The organism is Desulfosporosinus burensis (assembly GCF_054657535.1).
In genome coordinates this window covers 117115-134248 of record NZ_BAAHYN010000007.1, presented here as the reverse complement: position 1 = coordinate 134248, position 17134 = coordinate 117115, and the positions used below count along the sequence as shown (strand labels likewise).

The 17134-nt window shown below is 42.1% G+C and carries 17 protein-coding genes; 13 read left to right on the top strand and 4 right to left on the bottom strand.

What is annotated here, in order from left to right:
- The first annotated feature begins 49 nt into the window (after positions 1–49).
- Positions 50–367: a pyrimidine/purine nucleoside phosphorylase gene (gene ppnP / locus ACYQ3Q_RS14015; RefSeq protein WP_459929312.1), complete on the top strand. Its 318-nt coding sequence runs from the start codon at positions 50–52 to the stop codon at positions 365–367.
- A 95-nt stretch (positions 368–462) separates the two neighbouring features.
- Here ppnP and ACYQ3Q_RS14010 read toward each other — a convergent pair whose 3' ends face one another.
- On the bottom strand, positions 463–1164 hold the full coding sequence (locus ACYQ3Q_RS14010) for a hypothetical protein (RefSeq protein ID WP_459929159.1): 702 nt from the start codon (positions 1162–1164) through the stop codon (positions 463–465).
- A gap of 410 nt (positions 1165–1574) precedes the next feature.
- On the opposite strand from ACYQ3Q_RS14010, the gene ACYQ3Q_RS14005 reads away from it, so the two are divergent.
- Positions 1575–2006, top strand: coding sequence for a metal-dependent transcriptional regulator (locus tag ACYQ3Q_RS14005; RefSeq protein ID WP_459929158.1), 432 nt, complete (start codon positions 1575–1577; stop codon positions 2004–2006).
- A 13-nt stretch (positions 2007–2019) separates the two neighbouring features.
- Here ACYQ3Q_RS14005 and ACYQ3Q_RS14000 read toward each other — a convergent pair whose 3' ends face one another.
- From ACYQ3Q_RS14000 to ACYQ3Q_RS13990, 3 genes are read right to left on the bottom strand one after another with little or no spacing between them, the layout of a single operon-like run.
- Positions 2020–3420, bottom strand: coding sequence for a nucleoside recognition domain-containing protein (locus tag ACYQ3Q_RS14000; RefSeq protein WP_459929157.1), 1401 nt, complete (start codon positions 3418–3420; stop codon positions 2020–2022).
- Positions 3408–4196, bottom strand: a complete 789-nt coding sequence (locus tag ACYQ3Q_RS13995; RefSeq protein WP_459929156.1) for a FeoB small GTPase domain-containing protein — start codon at positions 4194–4196, stop codon at positions 3408–3410. Before ACYQ3Q_RS13995 ends, ACYQ3Q_RS14000 begins: the two co-directional genes overlap by 13 nt.
- On the bottom strand, positions 4193–4459 hold the full coding sequence (locus tag ACYQ3Q_RS13990; RefSeq protein WP_459929155.1) for a FeoA family protein: 267 nt from the start codon (positions 4457–4459) through the stop codon (positions 4193–4195). The genes ACYQ3Q_RS13995 and ACYQ3Q_RS13990 overlap by 4 nt, the downstream gene beginning before the upstream one ends.
- A 256-nt stretch (positions 4460–4715) precedes the next feature.
- Here ACYQ3Q_RS13990 and ACYQ3Q_RS13985 point away from each other — a divergent pair, with 256 nt between their 5' ends.
- The 11 genes from ACYQ3Q_RS13985 (at position 4716) to hisB (ending at position 17134) form a co-directional block, all read left to right on the top strand.
- Positions 4716–6548 (top strand): ABC transporter ATP-binding protein, encoded by a 1833-nt coding sequence (locus ACYQ3Q_RS13985; RefSeq protein ID WP_459929154.1) that lies wholly within the window; start codon positions 4716–4718, stop codon positions 6546–6548.
- 51 nt (positions 6549–6599) lie between these two features.
- Entirely contained in the window at positions 6600–7055 is a 456-nt protein-coding gene (locus ACYQ3Q_RS13980) for a pyridoxamine 5'-phosphate oxidase family protein (protein WP_459929153.1), read from the top strand.
- A 234-nt stretch (positions 7056–7289) separates the two neighbouring features.
- On the top strand, positions 7290–9218 hold the full coding sequence (locus ACYQ3Q_RS13975) for an ATP-binding protein (protein ID WP_459929152.1): 1929 nt from the start codon (positions 7290–7292) through the stop codon (positions 9216–9218).
- A 188-nt stretch (positions 9219–9406) separates the two neighbouring features.
- On the top strand, positions 9407–9709 hold the full coding sequence (locus tag ACYQ3Q_RS13970) for a YerC/YecD family TrpR-related protein (protein WP_459929151.1): 303 nt from the start codon (positions 9407–9409) through the stop codon (positions 9707–9709).
- A 32-nt stretch (positions 9710–9741) separates the two neighbouring features.
- Positions 9742–10893, top strand: coding sequence for an ATP phosphoribosyltransferase regulatory subunit (hisZ, locus tag ACYQ3Q_RS13965; RefSeq protein ID WP_459929150.1), 1152 nt, complete (start codon positions 9742–9744; stop codon positions 10891–10893).
- A 338-nt stretch (positions 10894–11231) separates the two neighbouring features.
- The gene (locus ACYQ3Q_RS13960; protein ID WP_459929149.1) at positions 11232–12311 is read left to right on the top strand and encodes a 6-phosphofructokinase; all 1080 of its coding nucleotides are present in this window, start codon (positions 11232–11234) and stop codon (positions 12309–12311) included.
- Between the two features lie 24 nt (positions 12312–12335).
- Positions 12336–12818 carry a type I restriction-modification system subunit M N-terminal domain-containing protein gene (locus ACYQ3Q_RS13955; RefSeq protein ID WP_459929148.1) on the top strand — a complete coding sequence of 161 codons (483 nt, stop codon included), beginning with the start codon at positions 12336–12338 and terminating at the stop codon, positions 12816–12818.
- Between the two features lie 383 nt (positions 12819–13201).
- Entirely contained in the window at positions 13202–13882 is a 681-nt protein-coding gene (gene hisG, locus ACYQ3Q_RS13950; protein ID WP_459929147.1) for an ATP phosphoribosyltransferase, read from the top strand.
- Positions 13883–13964: 82 nt separating this feature from the next.
- Positions 13965–15245: a histidinol dehydrogenase gene (hisD, locus tag ACYQ3Q_RS13945; protein ID WP_459929146.1), complete on the top strand. Its 1281-nt coding sequence runs from the start codon at positions 13965–13967 to the stop codon at positions 15243–15245.
- Positions 15246–15336: 91 nt separating this feature from the next.
- Positions 15337–16410, top strand: a complete 1074-nt coding sequence (gene hisC, locus ACYQ3Q_RS13940) for a histidinol-phosphate transaminase (RefSeq protein WP_459929311.1) — start codon at positions 15337–15339, stop codon at positions 16408–16410.
- A 139-nt stretch (positions 16411–16549) separates the two neighbouring features.
- Entirely contained in the window at positions 16550–17134 is a 585-nt protein-coding gene (gene hisB / locus ACYQ3Q_RS13935; protein WP_459929145.1) for an imidazoleglycerol-phosphate dehydratase HisB, read from the top strand.

Here is a 17134-nt window from a genome sequence, read left to right as displayed (position 1 = left end):
AGTCGTACGATTGGATAAAAAAAATAGAATAAGCTGTGGAGGTAAAGTCATGTATCAATTTGAAAAGGTAACTATAGTAAAGAAAGCAAATATTTATTTCGAAGGAAAAGTGACGAGTAGAACTGTATTATTCGAAAATGGTGAAAAGAAAACATTAGGAATTATGCTACCTGGAGAATATGAATTTGGGACCTCGGATAAGGAACTTATGGAGATCATCGAAGGAAATCTTGAAGTTCAATTACCTGAAAGTAGTGAATGGTGCACTTTTAAAGGTGGAGACTTATTTGAGGTGGCTGCAAATTCGAAATTTAAGCTGATTATAAAAGAAACGACCGATTATTGTTGTTCATATCTTGATGAGTAGAATATTTCTGATAACAAGCATCTGCTGAAGGTAGATGCTTTTAATATTATTGTGGTTTGGTGCATAAGGGGTATGGGTTAGCAACCGGGGATCCCTCATGCTTCTATGGCCTTCATTAATTCATAGTCCCAAAAGCGATTGGCGACGAGGCGAAGGCAAAAAGGATGTCGTCCCCAGATCTCGATGTTGTCGAGAGACAACATAAGGGCATAGGCTTTCTTGCAAGTGGGTAGTAGCGGGTAGTTCTTAGCTATATGCGCAAGGACTGATAGCGTAGCTTCACGTCGTTCAGCGTGGAATAAGTTGTGAATATAGCGGCGACTGTGAGGAGAGAGGCGGAAACGCTTTAAATCAGAGGTTAATGGAGCAATCTCATCAGATGAAAAGGCTACCACCTCTAATTCCGGTAGGTCTGCTAAGAGGTCAGATGTTTGTAAAAATTTTTCAAGGCACTCTTGAATTTCGATCGATGGAAAAGAGAACATTCCAGGGGTCGAGGCCAAGATTCGAATCCGCAAGAGGTTAGCTTGAATCATTTTCTCGTTTTTTATAAAACGGGGAGACGACTGCGCCATGTACTGGATGAGGGAGGCTATTACTACATTCCCTTCGCAGGCCTGTTGCTCCCAATAGGGTAAAAGGCAAAGTATATCATCAGCAAGAGGTGGACGGGGCTGATCAAAGAGTTGGTATTCAATAATCTTGCTTAAAGATTCTTGAGTTGGATTTGTCAGCAAAATACGACGCAATTGAGGGTGGACTGTTACTGAAGGATATTTTTTATCTGAGTGATCCATCGAAGGTGCCTCCTCCGTAGATTAATATCTTAAATCTGTCTGTGGTGTAGTTTATGTGATTTGAGGGGTTCTATCCAAAGAATTTAGCTCGTCCTAATAAATAAACAGAATAGTATAAAAACTATAGACTTAATTTAAACACTAAAAAAACACAAGACAACACAAGAACGCAAACTCAACACTCAATTAAAAAAATGAACAAATACAAAAAAACACAAAACCCAATAAAACCATGGACTTAGAGGTAACTAAGCCCATGGTTTTATTGGGTGCCAATTAGAACAAGGGATTAATGCGAACTGAACTTGGGTTGAAAATCTGAATAGTTGAGAATAGTTGGAAAGTCCGGATACGCTCTCGCATATGTATAAATTGAAATTGTACCAAAAGTTTTAAGTTAAGGAGTGGCGATGACAACTCTCACACCTAGTTTAGAAGATTATTTAGAAGAACTATATCGTTTTTCCCTATGTACAGATACTGTGAGGGTAACTGATCTCAGTGTCAAACTAGGTGTTTCTATGCCTTCTGTAACTAAAGCCTTGCACAAACTCAAAAATGGTCAGTATATTTCTTATGAACGCTACGGTGAAATCACTCTTACTGAAAAAGGGAACATTCTGGGAGACTTCTTAGTTAAACGCAATCAGCTATTAAAGGAATTCCTTATCCTGATTAAAACTAATTGTGATATTGAAGCAGAAGCCGAGGCAATGGAACATTATCTTTCTGAAGCTACCATTGGCTCAATCCAAGCCATTGTCACGTTCCTTAATAATAATCCCGAATGGTATAAGGTTTTACTGGAACACATTGTGTCTTCCAGTAAAACCGACACGTGAATTTTCTTTGGGGTTAGACTAAGCCTAAAAGTCTAACCACTTGAGTGAGGATAAAACAAACAGAAAATCCTATGAACGTGGGTATTATGAACGATAAGAATACCCATTTTTTACTGCCTGTTTCCTTATAGGTTGTCAATAACGTGGTTGCACATGGCCAATGTAACAAGGAAAACAACATCACGTTTACTGCCGTTAGCCAGGTCCATCCGTGATTTACCAAGACATTTCTCAGCTCTTCCAAACTAGCATAATCCTGTAGTGTACCAGTTGAGAGATAACTCATGATGAGAATCGGTAAGACGATCTCGTTTGCTGGCAGCCCCAGAATAAAAGCCATCAGAATAAACCCATCTAGGCCAATTAAGTGCCCCAGCGGATTTAGAGCATGAGCTACAGTGGAGAGAATGCTTAGTTCCCCAACATTGACGTTCGCTAGAGTCCAGATGACCCCACCGGCAGGAGCGGCTATTATGATTGCACGTCTTAAAACAAATAAGGTGCGATCAATCATGGAACGGTAGATCACTGCTCCGATCTTAGGTCGACGATAGGACGGCAATTCCAAGACAAGGGATGAAGGTTCACCTTTCAAAATTGTGATGGATAGGAGCCAAGATATTAACAAAGTAGCTGCGACACCCAACAAAATTATGACAGAAATGACCAAGGCATTGATTAATCCTGAAAAGGATGCAATAGAACCGCCAATAAAAATCGAGGTAATAGCTATCAAGGTTGGAAATCTGCCATTGCAAGGGACAAAATTATTGGTCAAAATCGCGATTAAGCGTTCGCGGGGAGAGTCGATAATTCTGCATGAAGTAACTCCGGCGGCATTACACCCGAACCCCATACACATCGTCAGACTCTGTTTGCCACAGGCTCTAGCTTTCTTGAAAATGTGATCCAGGTTAAAGGCAATTCGAGGGAGGTAGCCCGAATCTTCTAAGAGGGTAAATAGGGGAAAGAAGATAGCCATAGGAGGTAACATCACTGCGACAACCCAGGCTAAGGTACGATAAACTCCTAGGACAAGAAATCCATGTACCCAATCCGGTGCACCGATCCATTGGAACCAGAGAGTAAGTTGATCTTGGAAAGCAAAGAGCCCAGTGGCGAGGAACCCGGAAGGGATATTCGCCCCTTCTATCGTTATCCAAAAGACGCCGACCAATAAGAGTATCATGAGCGGATAACCTAACCACTTGGAGGTTACTAGATTATCAATCGTTTGATCGAAGCTAATTCGTTGGCTCCCTTTCTTAGAAAGCACTTGCGTTGTAATTTGTTCAGCATTTCCATAAATATCGGCAACAATCTGATCGCTGAACGACTTTAGATTAGATTTACGAACACATTCAGCTTCACAATAAACTTCACCTAGACTTCTCGAAGGAATCATTGCGCACATTTTGATTCCTCCCAACCCGGATGAAATGAAGTTTGGTCAATATCTAAATAATTGCTTAAACTATTGAGGAAACTTTGGTCTCCGTCCAACAGCCGTAAAGCAATCCAGCGGGGGGACAGAGTATGGCTTGCGATGTCTGCTACTAAAGGCAGCAAGTCTTTCAGGGCATTTTCGACTTCTGAGGAATAGATGATTTGACGGGGTCTTGGTTGCAAAGACCCTGTCGCGACTTGATATATTTTTTTACGAAGTTCTATAAGCCCCTCTCCTTGACGAGCGCTAGTAGCGATAACGGGAACACCCAACTCACGCTCTAAGGAAGGTACGTCAATGACCAAATCCTTCTTGTCAGCCTCATCCATAAGATTCAGACAGACAATGACTTTGGTAGTTATTTCAAAGACTTGCAGAGCTAGGTTAAGATTTCTCTCCAAGCATGTTGCGTCAAGGACAACCACCGTAACATCCGGATTCGCAAAACAAAGAAAGTCCCTCGCAATTTGTTCCTCAACAGTATGGGCTAATAAGGAATAAGTACCTGGCAAGTCAACAATCAAAAACGACTTTTGCTGATGATAGAAGCTTCCTTGGGCATTATCAACCGTCTTACCCGGCCAATTACCGGTATGTTGATGTAACCCCGTAAGTGCGTTAAAAATGGTGCTCTTTCCAACATTCGGATTACCAGCCAAAGCAACACTGAATTGGTCCTTGGTAACCGAAATACCGAAATGATCTTGCCAGAGTATTTTCTTTTTTTCGGCAGACAGAATCATACACATTCCTCTCCATTCGATAACCTTCTCACAAAAATTTGGGCCGCATCTTCTCTGCGCAACGCAATGAGTGTTTCTCTTACCAGATAAGCGGTCGGATCACCGGAAGGACCTCGTCGGATACAGCGGATTAACGTTCCAGGGACGATTCCTAAGTCGAGAATACGGCGCCGTAAAAGTCCACTTAATTCCAAAGAAATTATTTCACAGACCGAACCCGGAGATAAGTCTGCTAATGGATCGATTCTTTCTGTACCCTTCACATTATGTACCCCCTTTTCGTTGCCTTAGCTAACTTATTCTATTCTGAAGGTTAGCCACGGCTAACTTTTAGTTAAAGTGTAGTTTGAATAGATTATGTAGAGCAGTCGCTTTTGCTCCCCCATAAGCTAATACTTCTATAATAAAAAGTTTCCACAAGAAAAAAGAATTGGTAGCTTGAAAGAAAAATCGACTTATGGAAGGGTTGAAGAAGGGAATGCACAACTATGATATAATTAGGCTATAGGAGAGGATACTATGAAACAAGGGATCGGCAGGTTGAGATTTGCAGATGACTCGCTAGAAATGCCAAAGGTTACGAGGAAAATGCTCACTAGAATATTTAGCTATTTCATTCCCTATTGGATTCGGATGCTTATGGTGATTGGCACGATCATAGCGGCCTCAATATTGGGGCTTATACCCCCGATATTAATTAAGAATATTATCGACAAAGCATTGCCGGAAAAGGATCTAAAGCTGTTAAGTCTGTTAATAGCCGTTTCGATAGGGGTAACTATACTGCTGGGGTTGTTACAGGTTGCTCAGTCTTACTTGAGTATCTGGATTTCAAAACATATCATTTATGATATGAAAAATCAGATGTATTCCCACTTGCAGAGTATGTCTTTAAATTTCCATGCCACTGCCAAACCGGGAGAGATCATCACCAGATTAACAAGTGACATCGATGGAATCCAGGATATTTTCAACACGACGGTTGTGAATGCCTTAAGTAGTGCCGCAGTACTATTTACCACTGGCATTGTCTTAATATCGATGAACTGGAAACTAGCCATTGTCGGTATGATCATCCTACCAACCTTTATTATCCCCACCAGGAAAGTAGGGAAATTAAAATGGCAGATTGCTACTAAGAGTCAAGAAAGAATTAGTGAACTTAATCAGTTGATCCAGGAAACCATGAGCATTAGTGGAGCAATACTCACCAAAATATTTACCAAAGAACAAGATGAATATCAGAGATTTGCTAAAATTAATAAAGATGTTATAAGCCTGCAAATACGAGAATCAGTTGTTGGTCGTTGGTTTCGCATGACAATCACGACATTTATTGCCATGGGACCTTTGCTAATTTATTTTAGTGGGGGATATTTGTATATTCAAGGTGAAATATCAATCGGAGGTATCATTGCTTTTGTAGCTCTTTTAGGAAGGCTTTATTTGCCCGTTTCACAGCTCTCGAATATCCATATTGATATCACAAGATCGATGGCCTTATTTCAGCGAATTTTTGAATATTTCGATCAGAAATTAGAAATAGAAGATCAACCAGGTGCCCAAAAACTAGAGGTCATTAAAGGTAAGGTTGAGTTTGACAGGGTGTATTTTTCCTATAATCCTGAGGTTAGCGTTCTAGAAGATATTAGTTTTTCGGTAAATCCAGGTACGATGGTGGCTTTAGTAGGTTCCAGTGGAGCGGGAAAAACCACCATCACGAATTTAATCCCCAGATTATATGAAGTCATCAAAGGAAGTATCAAAATTGATGGTAGGAATATTCGCGAGGTAACCTTGGATTCGCTTAGAAATCAGATAGGAATCGTTATGCAAGAACCGTATCTTTTTAATGATACGATAGAAGCAAATTTAAGATATGCCAAACTTGACGCCACCGAGGAAGAACTAATCTCAGCCTGTAAAGCAGCCTATATTCATGATTTCATTATGACATTGCCGGATCACTATCAGACCGTGGTCGGAAATAGAGGGATAAAGCTCTCGGGGGGAGAAAAACAAAGAGTATCAATTGCCAGGGTAATTTTGAAAAATCCAAGGATTATTATTCTCGATGAAGCCACCTCCTCGTTAGATTCTGTTTCTGAGCTGTATATTCAAAAGGCTATGGTCCCCTTGCTGAAAGACAGAACTAGTTTTGTGATTGCTCATAGATTGTCTACGGTGCTTGCATCCGATCAGATTCTTGTGATCGAGAATGGAACGATTGCAGAAAGCGGAAATCATGAAGAATTAATCGAGCAGGACGGTCTGTATAGGCGAATTTATAATACTCAATTCATAATACAGACAAATCTCGATCAGGTGAGTGAGTATAGAAAGGAGTTATAATCCTCAAAGAAGTTAATAGTAGTCACTAAAAAATGAAAAGGGGCAAAAAATATGCGACGAAATGATAAGGAAATCACTCAACAGAACGAAATGGATGAGATTATGGAGAAAGCTCAGGTGTGTCGATTGGCCGTATCGTATCAAGATATGCCTTATATTATCCCTATGAATTTTGGTTACTCTAATCAAGTATTGTATTTTCATTCTGCAGGAGAAGGCTTAAAATTATCGATCCTTCGGGAGAATCCTCAGGCTAGCTTTGAAGTTGATGTAAATACTCAGATTGTTCCCAGTGAGCATGGCTGCAATTGGACGATGCGATACCAGAGTGTGATAGGTTTTGGCGAAGTAGAATTCATCGAGGAAATTGAAGCGAAGCGTGAGGGAATGACGATCATCATGCAGCACTATTCAGACGAGGTATCAGTGTTTGAAGATTCGGACTTAGCTGGGGTAACTCTTTTTAAGCTCAAGATTAACACGATGACAGGCAAAAAATCAGATTAAGAGTTATAATCATCCGCCGGAAGCTTTTGTCAGCGAAGACTCAGTGTTCGCTTTAGCTGAGCCAGTTTACTATTTAAAATAAATAATTTCACAAGAAGGTAATAAGGGGATATTTGTCGAATAAGATCACATTAGCATGTGTTTGTACTCACAAATTACATGAGCAGTTAGATTACTATTAGGTGTAATTCCATTCACTGGCAACAATTTTATGAAGAAAAGTGGTATTGAAAAATGACGACAAATAAAGTCATTGTCGAATTAGAGCAAATGCTTGCTAACCAAGAAGCAACTTTAGTACGAATTCGAGAAGACAACGAGATTTGGAATCAGATTTTCATAGAGAATAGCTGGGGTATGGTAGTGTGTGACGCTAATAGTGGTGAATTGCTCAAAGTAAACCCCCGATATGCCGAAATGCATGGATATTGTGTTACTGAGTTAATTGGCAAATCAATATATAAACTTTTATGTGCTCCAGGGCATGATCAGGACCTACTGCATAAAGGTCCAATACTATATAGTGGCCATTATGGATATAAATCTGTTCATATTAGAAAAGATGGGAGCCTTTTCCCTGTACACATCGAAAATTATGAAGTGACGGTTAACACTCAATGCTTAAGAGTTATCTCAATATGGGATGCTACCGAAATTGAGCTTAAAGAAAAGGAATTAAACCAGTATCGGGAAAGCTTAGAGGAATTAGTTAAATTTCGCACGGATGAATTGGAACACATAAACCAGCAACTCCGAAGTGAAATCATTCAAAAAGAGGCTGCTCAAAAAAAACTAGCTAGAGTTAATCAAGATATGATTGATACTCTGGACAGTATGGGTGACTACTTTATAGCCGTTAATCGTCAATGGATTATAACGTTTGCCAATAAAGCTATGAATTTAGCCCGCGAAAAAAATGGTATTTACGAACCGATTGTAGGGACTAATTATTGGGAAACTTACAAACTTGGAAATAAAGTAATTACAAGCGCTTGTCTGGACGTAATGAATAAAGGTCAACCTAAACGGATCGATGCGTATGCAAATTTCGTAGGGCATTGGGTGGAAGCTAGTATTTATCCGACCGAGAGTGGGATTTCAGTTTTTTTCCGCAACATAGACGAGCGAAGGAAAAACGAAAAGGCTATTGAGGAAGAGCATCATCGGTTATATTCATTATTTAACAACTTTCCGGGTTTGGTTTATGTGCAAGAGGAAAATTACAAGATACGATTTGCCAACGCGAGCTTTCAAGCTAAGTTCGGTCCTTGTATCGACCAACACTGCTTTGAGGTCATTGCGGGGTTGGCTCGGCCATGCCAGGATTGCATGACTCCTATGATTTATAGGAGCAATACAGCGATATGGAAAGAAATGGTTTTTGATAATCGAATCTATGAAGTTTACTCTCAACCATACATTGATGTGGATGGATCCAGATTGGTCTTCAAGGTGCTGATTGACATTACCGTTAGAAAGAGCGCCGATCGAGAATTAGCTCGTTTAGAAAGACTGAACATGATAGGTGAAATGGCGGCGGAAATTGCCCATGAGGTCAGAAATCCTCTTACAACTGTACGTGGTTTTCTACAACTTCTTACTACAAAGGACGAGGCTAATCAATATCATGAATTCTATCACTTAATGATTGGAGAACTAGATCGAGCTAATTTGATTATCACAGATTTTCTAAGCCTAGCTAAAGACAAGTCTTCTAATTTTAGTCCAATTAATATTACAGGAGTTGTTCAGACGCTTGCTCCTCTTTTATCTGCCGATGCAAACAATCAAGACAAAAAAATTGCCCTGGACCTTGTTGAGGTATCAGACACTCAGGGGAATGAAAATGAACTTAGACAGTTGATCCTTAACTTAGCTAGAAATGGCCTTGAAGCGATGCAAGGCGGAACAACGTTAACCATCCAAACATATCAACTAAATCAACGTATTATCCTTAAGGTTAGTGACCAAGGAGGGGGAGTTGACCCTGATATATTGGGTAAACTTGGTACTCCGTTCCTAACAACCAAAGAACAGGGGACTGGACTAGGGCTGGCGATTTGTCAGAGTATAGCAGCACGTCATAAGGCCTCAATTGACTTCGAATCCGATCTGACGGGTACAATAGTCACTGTGAAGTTTCTAGCAATCATTAATAATTAATCTATCTTATAGATAAGCAGAGTACATGCTTTGATAATCACTAAGTTAGTGAAGCCGTTGCCAATTACTTTAGGTTGGTAACGGCTTCTGTATTATTTATAGGTTTTTTAGAAATAAAAAACTTGACATTGGACCAACGCTTTAATAAATTAAAGGGAGACAGTGATATTGTCAAGGAGGGCTAACCGATGTCGAGCGATGAACGTTTACAAAACCCTTTAACAGATGCCTTATTTGAAGCAGTTTTGTTACTAAAAAGCAAAGAAGAGTGTTACCGGTTTTTTGAAGACATTGCAACGATTGCTGAAATTAAGGCTTTGGCTCAGCGTTTAGAGGTAGCTAAAATGTTGCAAAGGAATGAAACCTATACTGCGATAGGGGAAGTGACTGGGGTGAGCACAGCGACTATTAGTCGAGTGAAACGTTGTTTGAATTTCGGGGCGGATGGTTATCAACTGATATTGCAGCGTTTGCAAGAGCAGAACGATTAAGAAAAATTTGACATCAGTGAAGGAGAAACATCATGTTAAGAACAAATTTAGGGTTGCGCATACCAATGGGGATGCGAGATTTACTACCTGAGGAAGTATTGGTACAGGAGCGTTTAGAAGAACAGATTCTTACGCTTTTTCGACAGTGGTCTTATCAAAGGGTGTTAACTCCAACCTTGGAGTTTTCCGCTTGCGTCCAACCAGATGTTGAGCAAGATGATTCCTTATATAAATTTTTTGATCGTAATGGACATATTCTAACAATGCGTCCTGAACTGACCATACCGATTGCAAGGCTGGTCAGCACACGAATGCGCGGTGGAGAATTCCCCCTTCGTTTATGTTATGGTGCCGATGTCTATCGAAATACCACCGTCAGGCATAGAGAGTTTCGTCAAGTCGGAGTTGAACTCGTGGGCTCTGACCAAGAATTGGCGGATGCTGAAGTGATTGCACTTGCGGTAGAAGCTATTGCTGGGTTGGGTCTAAAAAACTATCAGTTTAACCTTGGGCATATGGGGATCTTTAAAGGGCTCATGTTGGAGGCCGGAGTCGAGGAGGGGATTCAAGCCAAGTTGGAAGAGGCTTTAGCACGCAAGGACATGGTAGGTGTGGAAAGTTTGGTCCGACAAAGTGGGTTGCCTGGACGGGTTCAAGAACTTTTGCTTCATTTGCCCCATTTTCATGGGGGAGAAGAAATACTTGATGAAGTCCTCGGTTGGAGCGAGCGCCCAGCGATTCGCCAGGCTGTCGAGAGCTTAAGACGTATATATCGGTATTTAAAGGACTTCGGAGTACAAGCAAATGTGTCGCTAGATTTAGGAATACTCCGCGGTTTTTCGTATTATACCGGAGCAGTTTTTGAAGGGTATGTTCCAGGAATGGGCTTTCCAGTGGTTGAGGGAGGACGTTATGATGCGTTATATGCTGATTTTGGGGTTCCCCAACCCGCAACTGGGTTTGCTATTCATCTCGGGAATTTATTGGAACAATTCCCGCTTCCGGCTGTAGAGGGCGCGGATGTCTTGGTTTATGGAGCGGATGCAGAGCAGATTATTCGCCAGTGCCAAGTTTTAAGGGCCAGTGGGAAACGAGTTGAAATGGCACTGGGAATTATGGGGAATGAGGCGGCACAATTGATGGCACGGCGAAAGAATATTAAGGAAATTTTGTGTGTTGAGTAGGAGTCAGTTTATTAGCCCGTTCGCACACGTTCCATTGCTATTCGCTTGATGCTATGGCTAAAACTCAAAACCTCTGGGCTTTCTGCATGTGAACCGTTGAGTTTCTTAACGCCATATCATCTGCGCTCATTGACGCAATTCCTCTCTCCGTGCTCTCTAAGCTAAGAAACTTCCTCTAGGCTGGGGTCAACGGGAGTTTAGAACGAATGGATAGCCGTGGCACTGTTTGCGTCTTTGACAATGCGCAGGGTGTGCTTTTGGGATTGCAGCATTCTTTTTGCACTGAAATATTATATAATATGGTAAAATGGTGTATATCTAGATTAAGGAGTGTAAGGATGCGTAAGATTGCTGTGCTCACTGGTGGAGGGGATTGTCCGGGGCTTAACGCTGTGATTCGGGCAATTGTCAAGAGTTCTGTTGGATATGGTCTTGAAGTGCTTGGCATCCGTGATGGATTTCGCGGAGCGGTAGAAGGGGATTTTATGCCCCTTACGTTGAAGGATGTCTCAGGTATTTTACCGCGTGGCGGAACGATCCTGGGTACGACGAACCGCGACAATCCGTTTGCATACAATACGAAAGTAAATGGGGTAACTCAAACGGTCGATCGATCAGATGATGTGATCCGAAATTTAAAAGAGCAGGGCGTAGATGCCTTACTAGCAATTGGTGGGGATGGAAGTTTAAATATCGCGCTTAAGTTAGCAGATAAAGGACTTTCTGTGATCGGAATTCCTAAGACGATTGACAATGATCTAATGGCTACCGATCAAACCTTTGGTTTTCAAACAGCGGTGGATACTGCCCAGGAAGCCTTAGACCGTTTGCATACCACCGCGGAATCTCATCATCGGGTTATGGTTTTGGAAGTGATGGGGCGTTACGCCGGCTGGATTGCTCTATATGCGGGTGTTGCGGGGGGAGCAGATGTCATTCTTATCCCGGAAATACCCTATAATATCAATCGTGTAGCCTTGTGCATCCAAAAGAGGGCAAAACTTGGCAAGAAATTCAGCATTATCGTGGCGGCTGAAGGTGCAAAGCCTCTTGGCGGGAAAATGGTGGTTGAACGTATGGTTTCGGGACGATTCGATCCCATCAAATTGGGGGGGATCGGTGCTAAAATTGGCAATGACCTCGAGGAACACTATGGGTTAGAAACGCGAGTGACGGTACTCGGTCATCTCCAACGGGGAGGTTCTCCAAATGCATATGATCGTGTGCTGTCCACTCGCTATGGTGTAGCAGCGGTTGATGCAGCGCTCGAGGAGGAATTTGGTATCATGGTTGCACTTAGAGGTAGAGATATTATACGAGTCCCACTTCATGAAGCGGTTGATCAGATAAAATATGTGCCATTAGATGATCCCGTGCTGTTAGCTGCCCGTACTTTTGGGATGGAGATGGGAGATTGATCAAATCAGATAGGAGTAGAAAAAATGGGTGAAAAATTATCTCTAGCTGAGTTTGAACGGCTTCTTAATGATACTTGCGAGTCTTTACGTGGAGATAGGGAGGCTGCAGAATTTAAAGAATATGTTATTGCGATCCTTTTTTTAAAGCGTTTAAACGACCGATTTAATCTAGAACGCCAAGTTAGGCGTAATAAACTTACAGCAAAGGGCTTATCTCAAAGCCTAATCGAAGAAGATTTAGAAAGAAGGGAATCCTATCGTTTATTTGTGCCCAAGATGGCACGTTGGGATTTATTAAAACAAGAAAAGCAAAACCTAGGTTCCTACTTAACGAAGGCTTTTGAAGAGATTGACGATAAGAATCGGGGTTGTCTAGGACTCTTGAATACTGTCGACTTTAATAAGACTTCTGAAACGGGTGAAAAGTACATTACTGATAATGATTATATTAAGTTAATTGAGGTCTTTGAGAAATTGAAGTTAACGGATGATCACTTAGCTTTTTAAATTTCTGGTTATTCCTAAATATCAAACTATCAAAACCTGAGTCTCGTCGTGAGATCTATCTTGAGGATATTTAAAAACCAGCTAACTCAGAATTCAAATAAGACTTTAGAATACTAAAGCAGAGAGATTGTCTCGTTGACAACTCTCTGTTTTTTCACGATATGTTCTAGAATCTGAATCACCTGTGTGGCTGAAGTTGCCCGTAGGATTTTCCCTGATTCACTATCAGAGGATTGGAATTTCTATGATTTTTTATGATAAGGGGTTGCCAGAGTTAAAGGACCTTGATATAATTAATATGTTAGCACTTTAACTAACTAAAGCATTAAATGGAATATCTATTATGCTCAAGTTTTTAGGGATATTGGAGAGGGGTTGCCTAGGTGGATAAAGATTTCTTGACGATTGCGTTACCCAAGGGAAAGTTACTAATTGATTCGATTCAATTGTTGAGTCGGATTGGGATAGAATGTAGCCATGTGAATGAAGACTCCAGGAAGCTCTTTTACGATCTCCCGGATAGTAAGGCTAAGATAATTATTTGTCGCCCGACGGATATTCCGACCTATGTGGAGTATGGGGCCGCAGACCTTGGCATGGTTGGAAAGGATACCTTACTGGAAGAAAATAAGGATGTGGCCGAATTACTGGACCTAAAATTTGGCTATTGTCGCTTTGTAGTTGCCATGCCAGAGGAGAGTGTCCCACCTAAACTTCCTAGTGGCGAGTATGATTTGAGCGTTCTGAATCATCAGCGGGTGGCCACGAAGTTTCCGCGGGTGACAGAGACCTTTTTTAGTGGGCTGGGGATGCAGGTAACTCCTATTAAATTACATGGGAATATGGAGCTGGCTCCGTGTGTCGATCTTGCTGAAATGATTGTCGATATTGTTTCCACGGGCAAAACACTTAAGGAGAATCATCTGCTTGAGGTTGCTCCAATCCTTGAAGCGACCACCCGTTTAATTGCTAACAGGGTTGCCTACCGCATGAAATCTGAGCGAATTCGGGATTTAGTCGAGCGTTTGCGTGGAGAACTTGTTGGAGAGGTATCGGCAAAGTAGTCATATCGAAGACCTTAGATTTAAAACAGGAGATGCCTACACTATACTAAGTTATTTGACAAAAAAGTGAGGGATAAACGTTATGAAGGTTGAGGATTTAAAGGAGATTGATTTAAGTCGTCTCACTCGGAAATCGTATGGAGATGATGAAACCTTAGATAAGCGTGTTACAGAGATCCTCAGGAGGGTTCGGGAAGATGGCGAAGAGGGGATCTTCCAAATGACGGAGGAATTTGATCAAGTTAATCTGCGTCAATCTGGTTTGAGAGCAACCGAAGAGGAAATTCAAGCTGCCTATCAAGTTGTGGAGGCAGATTTTTTAGAAGCTTTGCGAACGGCTAAACGAAATATTTTAAACTTCCATGAACGCCAGAAGCGAACTTCTTGGCTGGAGCCAGACACGGATGGGAGTATTCTCGGGCAACTACTTCTCCCACTTAAGCGCGTGGGGATCTATGTGCCGGGTGGAACGGCTTCTTACCCATCGTCAGTATTGATGAACGCTTTACCGGCCGTTGTAGCTGGAGTAAAAGAGATTGTGATGGTTAGCCCGCCTAGAGTGGATGGCACACTTCTACCAGAGGTTTTAGTAGCGGCGGCTGAAGCTGGTGTGACTGAAATTTACAAAGTCGGGGGGGCCCAAGGGATTGCCGCGTTAGCCTACGGGACAGAGTCCATTTCTCCGGTGGATAAAATAACAGGACCGGGAAATATCTATGTAACCTTAGCCAAAAAGCAAGTCTTCGGAACCGTAGACATTGATATGTTGGCTGGGCCGAGTGAGATCTTAATCTTGGCGGATAAGAGCGGGCGGCCAGAAGAGTTAGCCGCAGATCTGCTCTCTCAGGCTGAACATGATCGCTTGGCCTCAGCGATTATAGTCTCTCCTTCTCGTCAACTTCTCGAACAGACTATCGGCGAAGTGGAGCGACAATTGGAGAACTTACCTCGTGCCGAGATTGCTCGAGCCTCTTGGGAAACGTATGGGGCCGCCATTTTGGTGTCGGATCTTAACGAGGGAATGAATTTGGCAAACCAAATTGCCCCAGAGCATTTTGAACTGGTCGTTACGGATCCCTACTCTTGGTTAGGAAAAGTCCGAAATGTCGGTGCTATCTTTCTAGGGCGCTTTTCTCCAGAACCAGTCGGGGATTACTTTGCGGGACCAAATCACGTTTTACCGACAGGAGGGACGGCACGTTTTTACTCTCCCCTCAATGTCGATATTTTCATGAAGAAGGTAAGTGTGATCGGTTACTCGGAAGCAGCCTTGCAAAGGGATGCTAAGCAGATCGCCTTACTCGCCCGCAGCGAAGGATTGGAAGCGCATGCACGGGCTGTGGAAATACGATTTAGACCTTGAATTAACCTGGCTTGACGAATATCTCTTGCAAGTGTGTTCAATGCAGATATTAGTTGTTGCAAAGAAAAAAAGCATAAAGGAAGATGTAAAAATGGAAACCGAGTTAAGTAATCTTGAACGGTTCGTTCGCCCTGAAGTTCGTAAGCTTGTTCCTTATCAAACGAAACATATGCCTGAATGCATTAAACTAGATGCTAATGAAAACCCCTTTCCTTGGCCTGCGGGTATGCGGGAAGCGTTGTTCAGGCAGGAATTGGCCTTTAACCGCTATCCCGATGGCATGGGTACTGAACTTAAGACGTGTATTGCTAAGTATACGGGAATCTCGCCAGAAGGAATTCTGATAGGTAACGGATCGGATGAGTTGATTCAACTAATTTTGCTAACCTTTGGTGGTTTAGGTAAATCTATGATCATCCATCCTCCAACCTTCGGAATGTATCAGATTTATGCACGTTTGACAGAAACCACAGTCGTAGAAGTGCCCTTGTTAAATGGCCTAGACTTAGATACTGAGCAGATGTTAAAGGCAGCACAAGTTCCAGAGGCCCATGTGTGCATTGTCTGTAATCCCAATAATCCCACTGGATCGCTGTTTCCAAGAGAGGAGATTCTCCGACTCGTACGAGAAAGCGGCAAAATTGTCGTGGTGGATGAGGCCTACGCTGAGTTTGCAGAGGAAACTCTTATTCCTGAAATTGAAAACTATCCTAATTTGGTGATTCTCCGCACGTTTTCTAAGGCCTTTGGAATGGCAGGCCTCCGCTTAGGATATTTGCTTGGACAACCGCAAACTATTGCCTTAATCAACAGGGTTCGTCCACCGTTCAATGTAAACCTGTTTAGTCAGAAAGCTGGAATCCTATCCTTGGATTACTTAAGTGAGTACCAAGGGCAAATTGAGCAAATCAAGGCAGAAACGAAAAAATTACAAACTGCTTTAAAGCTAGTTCCGGACTTAACCGTTTATCCGACGCGGGCAAATTTTATTCTTTTTAAACCGCATGATCCCGATCGATGGGCTTCGGAATTTCTAAAACGGGGTTTTCTTGTTCGTAACATGGGTATGCTCACCTCGCTAGGCAAATGCCTGCGCATCAGCGCGGGGCTGCCCGAGGAAAATGAAAGGTTTATCCAAGCAGTTCGAGAGATCAGCTCACTATAAAAAGCAGTGGATTTGTATATTAAGATTAACGATTAAGTAAGCGAACGGTTGAGTAATCCTAACGGTTTAGTAAGTCAAAGCGTTAAGTAAAACCTAACGGAATTAAACGTATGAGTATAATTTAGAGAGGAAACGAATTATGCGAGAAGCTAATATTAAACGGAAAACTAAGGAAACGGAAATAAGTGTGCGCTTAAATCTAGATGGAACAGGAGAATCTCAAGTTAAGACCGGGATTGGTTTTTTTGATCATATGCTGACCGCGTTTAGCCGGTTTGCCTATCTTGATCTCATCATTGAGGCAAGTGGGGATTTAGAGGTGGATGCTCACCATACGATAGAAGACTGCGGGATCGTCTTGGGGCAAGCGCTGAGAGAGGCTTGTGGTGATAAGCGGGGAATTGAACGACTTGGCGAGGCCCTTTTACCTATGGATGAAGCCCTTGTTCAAGTGGCATTGGATCTTTCTAATCGGCCCTATCTGGTTTGGGATGTAAATTGTCAAGAGGGCATGGTAGGTGAGTTTCCCGTTGAAATGGCAGAGGAATTCTTTCGGGCTTTAGCGGTACAGAGTGGACTGACTCTACACGTAAGGCAACTTTCAGGGAAGAATCAACATCATATTATGGAAGCTGTCTTTAAAGGAGTGGGAAGAGCCTTAGGTCTAGCCCTTCGCCAGAACACTCGGTATAGTGGAATACTTTCAACTAAAGGAGTTTTATAA

What these genes read in the sequence shown, in the direction of transcription:
- hisC (WP_459929311.1), top strand. Translation starts at nt 15,337, where the DNA reads ATGGAAACCGAGTTAAGTAATCTTGAACGGTTCGTTCGCCCTGAAGTT.
- ppnP (WP_459929312.1), top strand. Translation starts at nt 50, where the DNA reads ATGTATCAATTTGAAAAGGTAACTATAGTAAAGAAAGCAAATATTTAT.
- ACYQ3Q_RS14000 (WP_459929157.1), bottom strand. Translation starts at nt 3,420, where the DNA reads ATGTGCGCAATGATTCCTTCGAGAAGTCTAGGTGAAGTTTATTGTGAA.
- ACYQ3Q_RS13985 (WP_459929154.1), top strand. Translation starts at nt 4,716, where the DNA reads ATGAAACAAGGGATCGGCAGGTTGAGATTTGCAGATGACTCGCTAGAA.
- hisB (WP_459929145.1), top strand. Translation starts at nt 16,550, where the DNA reads ATGCGAGAAGCTAATATTAAACGGAAAACTAAGGAAACGGAAATAAGT.
- ACYQ3Q_RS13955 (WP_459929148.1), top strand. Translation starts at nt 12,336, where the DNA reads ATGGGTGAAAAATTATCTCTAGCTGAGTTTGAACGGCTTCTTAATGAT.
- ACYQ3Q_RS13975 (WP_459929152.1), top strand. Translation starts at nt 7,290, where the DNA reads ATGACGACAAATAAAGTCATTGTCGAATTAGAGCAAATGCTTGCTAAC.
- ACYQ3Q_RS14010 (WP_459929159.1), bottom strand. Translation starts at nt 1,164, where the DNA reads ATGGATCACTCAGATAAAAAATATCCTTCAGTAACAGTCCACCCTCAA.
- ACYQ3Q_RS13970 (WP_459929151.1), top strand. Translation starts at nt 9,407, where the DNA reads ATGTCGAGCGATGAACGTTTACAAAACCCTTTAACAGATGCCTTATTT.
- hisZ (WP_459929150.1), top strand. Translation starts at nt 9,742, where the DNA reads ATGTTAAGAACAAATTTAGGGTTGCGCATACCAATGGGGATGCGAGAT.
- hisD (WP_459929146.1), top strand. Translation starts at nt 13,965, where the DNA reads ATGAAGGTTGAGGATTTAAAGGAGATTGATTTAAGTCGTCTCACTCGG.
- ACYQ3Q_RS14005 (WP_459929158.1), top strand. Translation starts at nt 1,575, where the DNA reads ATGACAACTCTCACACCTAGTTTAGAAGATTATTTAGAAGAACTATAT.
- ACYQ3Q_RS13980 (WP_459929153.1), top strand. Translation starts at nt 6,600, where the DNA reads ATGCGACGAAATGATAAGGAAATCACTCAACAGAACGAAATGGATGAG.
- ACYQ3Q_RS13960 (WP_459929149.1), top strand. Translation starts at nt 11,232, where the DNA reads ATGCGTAAGATTGCTGTGCTCACTGGTGGAGGGGATTGTCCGGGGCTT.
- ACYQ3Q_RS13995 (WP_459929156.1), bottom strand. Translation starts at nt 4,196, where the DNA reads ATGATTCTGTCTGCCGAAAAAAAGAAAATACTCTGGCAAGATCATTTC.